Here is a 12,117-nt window from a genome sequence, read left to right on the forward strand (position 1 = left end):
TATTATTGGGAATCCCAGCTTAAATCATAGATACCGTAAGGGATTTTATTCTTTATTTAAAACTTTGCAACAGAACCAAGTTTTCCTTGGTTACAATCTCTTTTTTATTCATAAAATCTCCCTTTATTAAGTTCTTATTTACCAGCTAGATTTCTCTGTATAACAACTTTAATTTATCTATTATCACGTTATCAGTCGTTAATTGCCTCGATACCCTGCTGCTTTAGCTTCTCAAGGTTATCTAACATGTTCTGGAGCACCTCTGGAGCGTGTCCATCCCAATCCAACACTTCGCCTACTACTCGTAGCGGTGACTTGGTGCGGTAAGACCTTGTCGGATTCCCCGGGAACTTCTTGTCAGTTAAATTAGGATCATTCTCAAAGGTACCAGTAGGCTCTACAATATAAATCCGACCAGGTTCATCGCCCACCGCAAGTTCAGCTCCCCATATAGCCGCATCTAGTGTCGCGGTCAGATAGACGTAGTTGGCCTTCTTTTGCTCCCCATAATTAGAGCTATAACCGGGTTCCAACAATCCCCCCAGATTCAAGTCGGCTTTTGTGCCGTGGTAGAAAGACCCCAAGTCTAGGAATTTTTCATGAATTGCTCTAACCCTGCTTTGGATGTTAACATTTCAAGATTATTAAATATTTCCTCTTCGCTCCAGTTCCACCATTGTAGCTTTAGCAAGAATTCAATCTTTTCGTCACTAAAGCGTTTTTTGATAAACTTAGCTGGATTCCCACCATATATTGTATATGGCTCAACACTTTTCACTACTGTTGAATTAGCGGCAATAATCGCACCATCACCAATTTTAATACCCGGCATAATGGTAACATTTTGACCTATCCATACATCATTGCCAATCACTGTATCTCCCTTAAAAGGAAGTTGTTCAATTGTAGGAGTCACCTTTTCCCATCCATGGCCAAAGATATTAAAGGGATAGGTTGTAATTCCATCCATTCTATGATTTGCACCATTCATAATAAACTTAACACCCTCTGCAATTGCACAGAACTTTCCTATTATAAGTTTATCCCCTAGAAATTCGTAATGGTGCTCTATATTATCATAAAATTTCTCCGGTGTTTTTTTATTATCGCTATAATAGGTATATTCCCCAATCTCCACATTGGGTCTTTTAGGTAGATTGCTTATAAAACAAACCGTCTTTATATTTTCATTTGGATAAAGTTTTTTCTTATCTGGTCCTATCATAAAATATTAGCTCCTTTAATCTTTAATTACTTCATTACCTTGGCATTGTAGGACTTTCTATCTTTCGTTTTGATTCCTTTTACCAGGGTTTCTTTTCCCTCTAGTAATTCTTTTACATTTGTTTTGGTGAGTTTTTTCTTTCTAAAATGTTCAGCTAAAGTGAAGGTACATTCAGGATAATTTGAACAACCATAAAACGATTTTTTTAATACAATATTGTTGCCACACTTAGGACATTTTCCTACAAGGGGTCCCGAGCGCTTAGTGGGAATTTGTACCCCTTATCGATACAAATTCCCCGTAGGCGCTAGGGACCTCTTTAGCTCCTTGGAAGCTGTCAGTAGTATACCTAATAATTTATCTACATTCCCTTTAGTAACGTGTAACTTTCCAAATTTACAAAAGCGACTCATAGAATTATTTCCTCCCGTTAAATAATAGATAACTATTAAAAATAGACAATACTTGCTCATAAGTAACGGTACTTAAATTGTTTACTTTGGCGTGTTTCATTGCTTGATGAAACTGATTTTTAGTAAACAGTTGACGATATTCTCGATTGACCCATTTTGAAACAAAGTACGTATATAGCTTCCAATATTTATCTGGAACATCTGTGGTATGGCGGGTAAGTTTTATTAAGACGCTGTTTACTTTTGGTTTAGGATGAAAGCATTCCGCTGGCAGCTTAAGCAATTGCTGAATCGAGACTTGAGTGTGCAAGAGCAACCCTAGTGTTCGGTGAATATCCAAGGTACGCTTGTAGAATCCTTCTTCAACAATCAGATAGATGTCAGACGCATGGCTTTCAAAAACCACTTTTTTAATAATTTGTGTGCTTAAATGGTAAGGAATATTCCCAACAATTTTATACCTCTGTTTGTTAGGGAATTGAAACTGTAGAATATCTTGGTGAATTAAAGTGACACGAGTATTCAGTTTTAATTTTTCTGACGATAAGTTGAATAGATGACTGTCTAATTCAATAGACGTTACCTGTTTACTTATTTTAGCCAGTTTCGTCGTTAAATGCCCTTTACCTGTTCCAATTTCGTAAACGGTATCGGTTTCTTTTAAATTCAATTGTTTTATTATTTGGTTGAGTACTTTTTCACTCGTTAAAAAGTTTTGAGAATATTTTATATTTTTGTTCATGTAATCTCTCCTGAAGTGATTATATCTATAAACAAATACAGAAGTTAAACGATTTGTTTGTAATTTTAGTTATCTGTTTAAAAAGTCATAAGATTAGTCACTGGTAGGAATTAATCTAACGTATTTATTTATCTGCGTAATCACTGTTTTTAGTCTGTTTCAAAACAGTAGATGTTTTATCTACATTACGCATTTGGAATACCAACATGACGAATCCCTCCTTCTTAATTACAAATTTTTAGCATCTAATTTAACTTCAATTTATAGTATAACACAACAAGATGATATGTTCAATATAAAAGTTATGGAATGAGTCTCATACTTCCAATTCGATGCCAGATTTAAAGGATATGACGAAGTGTTCTTCATAGACTGTAACGCTCTGGATTATCTTCCTTAGTAGCAAGCGATTAGCTTTCACAAAATCTTCTGTTTGTAGTTTTAAAAATTCATCAGGATTTTCTAACTCAACCTCAAAATATTTCATTTTACATTCCCTCATTTCATTTATTGATAAATTGAGTTTACAAAAAAGAGTGGACAATTTTTGTCTACTCTTAACCTTTAAAATAGTTTTTTTTAATCGATTTGAAGTTGCCTAAATTATTACTTATTCGGTAAAATGAAGTATTGCTTTCAACAGATTTCCTTCAACTACACTTCACTTGATTCAAACAAGGTGGGTACATTTCTATTCCCACAAACTCCTTGTCAATGGAAACAAACACGTACCCACAGGGTAAATGGAAATAGAAACTGATAATTTCTAGCTATCACTTCTACTCATTCCAAAAATTTTCTCACTCTGATACTTACCCACCCCAAAGCTCAAGCCTTGTCTCCAAGGCTTTTTATGCTTTCGTTCAAAGGTTTCTACTCATTTACGAGCAGAGCAACACACTCAGCGGTTCGCTGTTACCGCATCATATCGTCACTACGTTCCTCACTCTCCGACAGCTATCGCATGGGCAGAACATCTGCTTTTACTTCGATGATAAATCATCTCGTACAAGCAGTGATACTGCCTCAACGTGATGCGTATTGGGGAGTTCAAAGGTCCAGTGGACCTTTGAAGCAGCTTGCCGGAAAACAGGTAAGCAAGCTGGACAACCTAAATGCGTTTTTCTAACAAACCGACTACTTCTATGTGATGCGTATTTGGAAATAAATCAGTCGGCTGTACCTTCGTCAATTTGTACCCCAATTCCTCATAAAGTTTAATATCACGCGCCATGGTTGCCACATTACAAGAGATATAAACGATTTTCTCTGGTTTTACAGAAGTACTTGCTTTGATAAAACTTTCTGTCAAACCTTTTCGTGGTGGGTCGACAAAAATCACAGTTGGCTTGACTCCATCTGCCACCCATTTTTGCATAGCGGATTCAGCGCTATCACAGACATAGGTAACATTATCAATCCCATTTCGAGCAGCATTCTTCTGACTATCAAGGACAGCCTTTTCAACGACTTCTACACCGTAAACATGCTTTACTTGTTTTGCAAAGGAGAGACCAATTGTCCCAATACCTGAATAGGCATCAATCACGACATCATCTGTCGACAATTCTGCGAAATCAATAGCAGTCTGGTAGAGTTTTTCCGCCATTTCTGTATTGACTTGATAGAATGACGGAGCTGAAATCTCAAATTCATTGCCCAACATGGTGTCGACAATGGTTTCACTGCCATGCAACAGTCGGAATTCTTGTCCAAAAATCGCATTGGTATTCTGATCATTGATATTCTGGATAATAGAAACTAGATTTGGAAACTGGTTTGTCAAACGCTCAATAAGTGTTTCAACACGGAAAATCTTTGGTCTAGTTGTGACCAAAATGAGCATCAACTGGCCAGAATAATGACCACGACGAACGACGATATTGCGGATCAGTCCTGTCTGTTCTTTCTCATCGTAAGGCTTCAAGTCTAACTTTCTCAATAAATCACAAGTCACAAGGATCAAAGCATCGATTTCCTTATGCTGGATATAAAAATCTTCAATCGGTACCAAATCATGCGAGTTCTTACGGAAAAAACCAGTTTCCAATTGGCCATTAACTCGGCGAACAGGAACTGCCGCCTTATTTCGATAGGCAAGTGGACTGTCCATACCAAGAGTATGTTCTACTTCTATCTCTGAAATGCCCGCAATCTTGCGCAGACTATTTTCAACTTGCTTTTTCTTAAATTCAAGCTGGGCTGGGTAATTCAAATGCCCCAAGTCTGCAATACCCGTTCTCAGATAGGTCAAATCCAAGTCCTGATTACGGTCTGGTGAGAAGCTCTGCCATTCTTCCACCTTTCCAAAACCAATATTTTTTTTGAGCTTCAAAATTCGCATGGAAATTTTCTCGCCTGGAAGAGCATTGTCTACAAAAAAGACAAAACCATCCAACTTGGCAACCCCCTGTCCCTCATGGGTCAGGTCTACAATTTCTACTTCAACAATATCATTCTTCTTTAACATAGTTACTACTTTCTAATTTGGGCACTAAAAAAAGTGACCGAAGTCACTTTCTAGTATATCATATTTTCTATCGGAAACCCAAATCGGCAAGACGTTGTTGGTATTTTTCAAAGTCGACACGTAAAGCCATACCGCCATACATATCATAGTCGTCAATCCAGTCTCCATATTCTGGGATTGTAACACGTTCGATACCATTTGCCGCATCCAATAGAAGGCCTGGTCCCTGTAGCCACATAAAGCTTTGTGGCACTGTTGTCGGAGTCATGGCCACAACCTTACCTATAGCTTCGGAACCAGAGAATAGTTTCATTGGATTTTTAGCTTGTGTCATAACAGCAGATAACACTTCCTGTTGACGTCTCGTACGACCAAAATCGCCTTCATCATCCGAACGATAGCGCGCGTAGTTAAGCAAGGTCTTACCATCCATCTGCTGTACACCGACCTGAATCGTTTGATAAGCAGGAGCATTTTCTTCCAGCTGTAAATCATTCGGCACTTCTACTGAGCTAACGACTTCACCATTAATAGTTGAAAACTGTGCATCAATCGTTACACCCTCAGGGAAAAGTGTATCAATCGTCGTCGCAAAGGTTGCAAAATCCACCATCGCATAGTACTTGATATCAATGTCAAAATTTTCTTTCAATACTTGACGTACAGCCTCTGCTCCCTGCTGATTATCCTGTTCTCCCAAAGTATAGGCAGTATTGAGTTTATATTCATATCCCTCAATATCCACCAAGGTATCCCGCATAAAGCTAACAAGTTTGATTTTGTTATCCGTGTTATTCACGTTTAGAACCATGATGGTATCCGTTCGAGTTTCACCTGAACTTTCGCCAACACGACCGTCTGTTCCCAAAATTAAAATATTTGTCCCATTCGATGTATCTACGCCGTTGAAGACCTCAGCTACTGGCTTCTCACTCACGCTATTCATACCTTTGAAAAAACTATAGCCCATCGCTACAATCACTAGCGCTATAGCAAGCAATACGAAACTAATAAAGCGCTTGAAACCACCCTTTTTACGAGCTTTTTTAGGTTTAGGTACTTTCGCTTTGGGCTCGATACGAGGAGACTGAAACCGTTGAGGTTTGGCTTGTCTTGTTTTTCTGGATTTACGTTCAGGATAGCGAGGCAACAGTTCCTCTTGCTCATCATCCTCTTCAAAATAATCTTCCTCGAAGTCATCTTCGTAAGCCGTTGGTGTGAAGCTACGTAGAGATTGCCTTGGACTTCCATGCCGTTCTCTCAGCTCTTTTTTATATAATAGATAATCCAACTCACGACTTTCTTTGTCATTTAAGTAGTGGATATTTTTTTGCAAATAATCTAACCTCAATTGTTCATGATGGGTTAGGATATTATTGTTTTTATTCATCTGTCTTCATCCTAGCTGGTCATATAGACCAGGTAATTCCCTAGTACTTTATAGGTTATGTCTAAACTAGTCAATTCTTTTTGAGAATAGGCTAATAATTCCTCAGACTGATTGTCAAGATCCAGTATGAAAAAATACTCACCCAAAGCCGTTTTCAGGGGTCGGCTTTCTATTTTTGTTAAGCTGATTCCTCTCCATGAGAAAACAGACATGGCCTTATACAAGGCTCCTGGCAGGTTATCTGGCAATGTCAGTGCAAGACTGACTTTTTTAGCTACTTGTTCCAGGGCAATAGACGGAGCCTTATCCCCCAAAATCCAAAAACGTGTAAAATTCTCGCTGATTTCCTGGATGTCTTGCGCAATTACCTCCAGTCCATATTCAACAGCTGCCGCTTGCGGAGCAATTGCCGCAAATGGTTGTTCAGGGTGTTCTGCCACAAAGCGAGCAGCATAGGCTGTACTAGCTGTTATTTCAATACGAGCCTGAGGAAAATGTTCCTGAATATATTTCTTCCCCTGAGCAATTGCCTGCGGATGAGAATAGATAACCTCTACAGCCTTATCGGCACTCGTGGCTAACAGTTGTTGGGCAATCGGTTGAACAATCTCTGCAACCGCATGAATCTCCGCCTGATGAAAGAGATAGTCAATCGTTTCATGAACACTACCTTCAATCGAGTTCTCTACTGGAATAACGGAATAGGTAACTTCCTCCGTTTCGTAGGCCTTGATAACCTCTGTAATCGTTTCAAAAGCCTGCAAATCCGCAGTCGGAAAGGCCTGCTGGGCCACTTGATGTGTAAAAGAACCACGAGGTCCTAGATAGGCTACTTGCATAAAATTTTCCTTGCTACTTGTTCTGGATTCAGTTTATCTGTATCGATTACAGTATCGGCTAAACCTTGATAAAGTGCCATTCGTTCACGATAGAGGGATTCAAACTCTTCCTTACTACACTGTAAAAAGAGAGGTCTTTGCGACTGTCTATCCTTACGAATTCTCTGATAAGAAACTTCAAAGGAGGCAGTAAGAAGTACATTGTCCTCCCTATTTGCCAACAGCAATTCCCTGTTTACTTCAGATTTAATCACCCCACCACCAGTTGACACGATACAATTACTAGGTAAGTCCAGCAATTCTTTCAACACCTCTGTCTCCAGTTGTCTAAACGAAGCCTCTCCTTCAAGACTGAAATAGTCAGCAATAGGCATACCAATCCGTTCTTCAATGATATGGTCCATATCGTAAACGGGGAGATTTAACAAATGTGCTGTTGTTGTTTTTCCAACTCCCATAAATCCAAGTAAAACGATTGGCATACGTTCTCCTAATCCATCAAACTATTTAAGTGTTCAAAGAAGGCAGGATAGCTAGTATTGATAGCTTCTGCTCTTTCCAATACAACTTCTCCATCTTTGGCCAACAAGGCGGCAATGGCGGTCATCATACCGATACGGTGGTCACCAAATGTATTGATTTCAGCACCATGTAAAGCAGTTGGTCCGTGAATAATCATACCATCTTCTGTTGGTTCAATAGTTGCTCCCATACTATTTAGAGCATCTGCAACAACCTGAATACGATCCGTTTCTTTAACTTTCAACTCCTCAGCATCACGAATAATCGTTGTTCCATGTGCTTGAGTCGCTAGTAAGGTAATAATTGGCAACTCATCAATCAAACGAGGAATCAATTCGCCTGCAATCTCCGTAGCCTTCAATTCCGACGTTTCAACTGTAATGGTAGCAGATTTTGCAAGTTCATCTATGTTAGAAAGAGTCATTTTACCGCCCATAGCTTTAATGACATCTAAAATACCAGTCCGAGTTTCATTGATTCCCACATTTTCAAGGACAATTTTTGAACCTGGTACGATTAAGCCAGCAACCAACCAAAAGGCAGCACTTGAAATATCTCCTGGAACTGTAATCTCTTGAGCAATAAACTCCTGACCACCTTGGATGCGGATTTCCTTGCCATTGACTTCCAACTGTCCACCAAACTGGATAATCATATCTTCTGTATGGTTTCGAGTCAACTCTTTTTCTACGATGACCGACTCTCCCTCAGCTTGCAAGGCAGCAAAAATCAGAGCTGATTTTACTTGGGCAGAGGCTACAGGGAGTCGGTAGCGAATTGGTTTTAGATTCTTATTCCCTTTGATGGTCAACGGAGGTAGATCACGTTCAGTTTGTCCAGAAATCTCTACTCCCATTTGACTGAGTGGAATAGTCACTCGGTCCATAGGACGTTTGGATAAGGAATCATCACCAAACATAGTCGCTTCAAAATCTTGACCTGCTAAAACGCCTGAAATCAAACGAATCGAGGTTCCAGAATTTCCCATATCCAAATCATTTTTGGGTGCTTGAAGACCATCAAAGCCAACACCGTGTACTTCAACAATGTCACCATTGTCTTCAATTTTCACACCCAAATCACGAAAGACCTGCATGGTTGACAAGACATCTTCTCCACGCAAAATATCGTGGACACGGGTAACACCTTTTGCAAGGGAACCAAAAATAATAGAACGATGACTGATTGATTTATCACCTGGGACACGAATCACACCCTGTAGTTCTTCTACGTTTTTTCTTAATTTCATATCCTTACCTCAAACTAGTATTACTTCCATTCTATCATATTTATAAAATATTTTCTGATTTTTATGACAATGACTTGCAAAAAAATCAATTTCCATTACATTTTTATCCAAAGTGTATGAATCAAAAATCGTTAACCTATTGTAAGTAAAATTTCTTAAAATTTCTTAAATTTTCTTTATATAAAATATTCAGAATTTACTGTAAATTTTACACAAAATCATGAATATTGGTTTTAAATTCTTAAAAATAATGGTATAATTGAGAAATCTATAAATGAAAGAGGAAGACCTATTGTTTACACCAATCAGCGAAAAAATTGACATCAATCAAGTACGAGAACATTCAAAACTTTCTCCAGAAACACTTGCTAAAAAACAAGCCCGTGACCGTGAACTTGAAGCTATCTTAAAAGGTGAAGATGATCGTCTTCTCCTAGTAATTGGACCATGTTCTTCTGACAATGAAGAGGCTGTCTTAGATTATGCTCACCGCTTGGCCAAGCTCCAAGAAGAGGTCAAAGATAAAATTTTCATGGTCATGCGCGTCTATACTGCCAAACCACGTACCAATGGTGATGGTTATAAAGGACTCATGCACCAACCAGATACAGATGCTGCACCAAGCCTCATCAACGGAATCAAAGCAGTTCGTAACCTCCACTATCGTGTCATTACGGAAACAGGTTTAACTACTGCTGACGAGATGCTCTATCCTGAAAACCTGCCTTTGGTTGATGACTTGGTTTCCTACATCGCTATCGGAGCTCGTTCGGTTGAAAATCAGCAGCACCGCTTTGTAGCGTCAGGCATCGATGTTCCAACAGGCTTGAAAAATCCAACATCTGGAAATCTTAAAGTCATGTTCAACGGTCTTTTTGCCGCTCAGAAGAAACAATCTTTCCTATTCAATAATACGGAAGTTGAAACATCTGGCAACCCACTTGCCCACGTTATCCTTCGTGGCGCAGTCGATGAAAACGGTAAATATTTGCCAAACTACTACTATGACAATCTTCTAGAAACCATTGAGCTCTATGACCAATTTGGCTTGAAAAATCCATTTATTATTATCGATACCAACCATGACAATTCTGGGAAAAATTATTTGGAACAAATCCGTATCGTCCGTCAAACCTTAATCAACCGTGACTGGAACGAATCCATTCGTAACTACGTTCGCGGCTTCATGATTGAATCCTACATTGAAGACGGTCGCCAAGACAATCCAGATGTCTATGGAAAATCCATCACAGACCCTTGCTTAGGCTGGGAAAAAACACAAGAACTCATCCGAGAAATTTACAACAGATAGGAAGATATTATGGGAATTCACAAACGTAGCACCAGTTTAGACATTAATAAAGTAAAAGAGCTTTCAAAGCTCGAAGGAGACTTTCTAGCTGCCAAAAATCAGCGCGATGAAGAACTGAAAAGAATTATCCGAGGCGAAGATGACCGTCTACTCTTGGTTATCGGTCCTTGCTCATCAGATAATGAAGAGGCCGTTCTAGAGTATGCACGTCGTCTCTCTAAGCTTCAAGAGGAAGTCAAAGATAAAATCTTCATGGTCATGCGGGTTTACACAGCTAAGCCACGTACCAATGGGGAAGGCTATAAAGGACTGGTTCATCAGCCAGATACTTCTAAATTACCAGACCTCATTAACGGAATTGCAGCCGTTCGTAATTTGCATTACCGTGTCATTACTGAGACCGGACTCACAACTGCTGATGAAATGCTCTACTCTGCCAACTACCCTCTTGTGGAAGACTTGGTGTCCTACCATGCTATCGGAGCACGTTCGGTTGAAGACCAAGAACACAGATTTGTTGCATCAGGTGTCGATATGCCAACTGGTATGAAAAACCCAACTTCTGGTAATTTGACCGTTATGTTCAATGCTATCTACGCCGCACAAAACAAACAGAACTTTATTTACCGCGACGCAGAAGTTGATACAGATGGGAACCCTCTAGCTCATGCTATCCTTCGTGGTGCCAATACTGAAAAGGGCGGTTATGAACCAAACTACTACTATGATATTCTCTTGAAAACCATCAAACAGTATGAACAATTTGGTCTTAAAAATCCATTTATCGTAATTGATACCAACCACGACAATTCTGGTAAAAACTACCTGGAACAAATCCGTATCGTCCGTCAAACCCTCATCAACCGTGATTGGAATGAAGCCATTCGCAAATATGTCCGTGGTTTCATGATTGAATCCTACTTGGAAGACGGCCGTCAAGATAGCCCTGAGGTGTTTGGCAAATCCATTACCGACCCTTGCTTGGGCTGGGATAAAACGGAAGCCCTGATTCGTGAAATTCATCAAACTGTCTAATTCTTTCCTTAATTTTTTATAGAATAAATAATTTGGAGGTAAGCTATGAACATTGATGGTTACACTCGTCTTGCTGCCGTTGTTGCAAATCCAATCAAACACTCCATTTCCCCCTTCATTCATAATCTGGCTTTTAAGGAAACAGGTGTAAACGGTGTCTATGTCGCTTGGGAAATTCCAGAGGAAGACTTGGCTGTTACGCTTGAAAATATCAAACGCTATGATATGTTTGGTATCAATCTTTCTATGCCCTATAAGCAGGCTGTCATCCCGTATCTCGATGACCTAACCCCAGCAGCTCGACTGATTGGTGCTGTCAATACAGTTATTCATCAGGATGGAAAGCTAATAGGGCACAATACTGACGGCATTGGATTTTTCAAGAGCTTGGAAAATTTAAGAGGATTTCAAGTAGACAACAAACGCCTAACCATCCTTGGAGGTGGTGGTGCTTCTACCGCTATCATTGCTCAGGCCGCTCTAGATGGGGCAAAGGAAATCACTATTTTCTGCCGCCAACAAAGCTTGGAAAGAACACAGGCGAGTATTGCACCAATTGCTCAAGCTACTGGAGTGCCTATGAAGGTTCTAGTCAACGATGATAGCCAGTTGATGCAAGAAGAAATTACCAAATCAGACTTGTTGGTCAACGGTACCAGTGTCGGTATGGATGGCGTTTCTCTACCTATCCCTGCCAACCTAGAATTCCCAGAACAACTCTTGGTTTCGGACATCATATACCAACCATTTGAAACACCTTTATTGAAACTTGCCCAGTCACAAGGCAATCCTACTATTAACGGATTGGGCATGCTTCTTTTCCAAGCAGCCGAAGCCTTCAAAACCTGGACTGGAAAAGAAATGCCGACTGACTTGATTTGGGATCAATTAGTCCAGAAATACGACATAAAATAGAGAGG

12 protein-coding genes and 2 pseudogenes are annotated in these 12,117 nt (G+C 39.6%); 3 read left to right on the forward strand and 11 right to left on the reverse strand.

Features of this window, described 5'->3' with window-relative positions; all coding sequences use genetic code 11:
* Positions 1–191: 191 nt before the first annotated feature.
* The 11 genes and pseudogenes from arr to aroA all read right to left on the reverse strand — a co-directional run bounded on the left by arr (position 192) and on the right by aroA (position 8,850).
* Entirely contained in the window at positions 192–626 is a 435-nt protein-coding gene (arr, locus tag P7J36_RS01130; RefSeq protein ID WP_347879609.1) for an NAD(+)--rifampin ADP-ribosyltransferase, read from the reverse strand.
* On the reverse strand, positions 587–1,225 hold the full coding sequence (locus P7J36_RS01135) for a Vat family streptogramin A O-acetyltransferase (protein ID WP_024411463.1): 639 nt from the start codon (positions 1,223–1,225) through the stop codon (positions 587–589). The genes arr and P7J36_RS01135 overlap by 40 nt, the downstream gene beginning before the upstream one ends.
* 26 nt (positions 1,226–1,251) lie before the next feature.
* A pseudogene (locus tag P7J36_RS01140) lies at positions 1,252–1,473 on the reverse strand (topoisomerase DNA-binding C4 zinc finger domain-containing protein); the annotation flags it as partial.
* 169 nt (positions 1,474–1,642) lie between these two features.
* Positions 1,643–2,404, reverse strand: a pseudogene (erm(B), locus tag P7J36_RS01145) (23S rRNA (adenine(2058)-N(6))-methyltransferase Erm(B)); the annotation flags it as partial.
* A 100-nt stretch (positions 2,405–2,504) separates the two neighbouring features.
* Positions 2,505–2,588, reverse strand: a complete 84-nt coding sequence (locus P7J36_RS01150) for a 23S rRNA methyltransferase attenuation leader peptide (RefSeq protein ID WP_001814874.1) — start codon at positions 2,586–2,588, stop codon at positions 2,505–2,507.
* A 108-nt stretch (positions 2,589–2,696) separates the two neighbouring features.
* A complete protein-coding gene (locus P7J36_RS01155; protein ID WP_002941306.1) occupies positions 2,697–2,867 on the reverse strand; it encodes a hypothetical protein in 171 nt (56 codons plus the stop codon).
* Positions 2,868–3,491: 624 nt separating this feature from the next.
* Positions 3,492–4,850, reverse strand: coding sequence for a 23S rRNA (uracil(1939)-C(5))-methyltransferase RlmD (rlmD, locus tag P7J36_RS01160; RefSeq protein ID WP_408550996.1), 1,359 nt, complete (start codon positions 4,848–4,850; stop codon positions 3,492–3,494).
* Positions 4,851–4,917: 67 nt separating this feature from the next.
* Positions 4,918–6,240, reverse strand: a complete 1,323-nt coding sequence (locus P7J36_RS01165; RefSeq protein WP_408550995.1) for an LCP family protein — start codon at positions 6,238–6,240, stop codon at positions 4,918–4,920.
* Between the two features lie 11 nt (positions 6,241–6,251).
* Positions 6,252–7,079 carry a prephenate dehydratase gene (gene pheA / locus P7J36_RS01170; RefSeq protein ID WP_029180463.1) on the reverse strand — a complete coding sequence of 276 codons (828 nt, stop codon included), beginning with the start codon at positions 7,077–7,079 and terminating at the stop codon, positions 6,252–6,254.
* The gene (locus P7J36_RS01175) at positions 7,070–7,561 is read right to left on the reverse strand and encodes a shikimate kinase (protein ID WP_408562422.1); all 492 of its coding nucleotides are present in this window, start codon (positions 7,559–7,561) and stop codon (positions 7,070–7,072) included. Before P7J36_RS01175 ends, pheA begins: the two co-directional genes overlap by 10 nt.
* An 8-nt stretch (positions 7,562–7,569) precedes the next feature.
* On the reverse strand, positions 7,570–8,850 hold the full coding sequence (aroA, locus tag P7J36_RS01180; RefSeq protein WP_408550993.1) for a 3-phosphoshikimate 1-carboxyvinyltransferase: 1,281 nt from the start codon (positions 8,848–8,850) through the stop codon (positions 7,570–7,572).
* A 274-nt stretch (positions 8,851–9,124) separates the two neighbouring features.
* Here aroA and P7J36_RS01185 point away from each other — a divergent pair, with 274 nt between their 5' ends.
* Genes P7J36_RS01185 through P7J36_RS01195 form a run of 3 tightly spaced genes read left to right on the forward strand, consistent with a single transcriptional unit; the run spans position 9,125 to position 12,112 of the window.
* Complete coding sequence (locus tag P7J36_RS01185) at positions 9,125–10,162, forward strand: 3-deoxy-7-phosphoheptulonate synthase (RefSeq protein ID WP_408550991.1); 1,038 nt, start codon at positions 9,125–9,127, stop codon at positions 10,160–10,162.
* A 9-nt stretch (positions 10,163–10,171) separates the two neighbouring features.
* The gene (locus P7J36_RS01190; protein WP_408550990.1) at positions 10,172–11,197 is read left to right on the forward strand and encodes a 3-deoxy-7-phosphoheptulonate synthase; all 1,026 of its coding nucleotides are present in this window, start codon (positions 10,172–10,174) and stop codon (positions 11,195–11,197) included.
* A gap of 45 nt (positions 11,198–11,242) precedes the next feature.
* Positions 11,243–12,112, forward strand: a complete 870-nt coding sequence (locus P7J36_RS01195; protein WP_099876618.1) for a shikimate dehydrogenase — start codon at positions 11,243–11,245, stop codon at positions 12,110–12,112.
* Positions 12,113–12,117: the final 5 nt, after the last annotated feature.

The sequence above is a fragment of the Streptococcus suis genome, assembly GCF_046032115.1.
GTDB classification, from domain to species: Bacteria; Bacillota; Bacilli; order Lactobacillales; family Streptococcaceae; genus Streptococcus; species Streptococcus suis_AJ.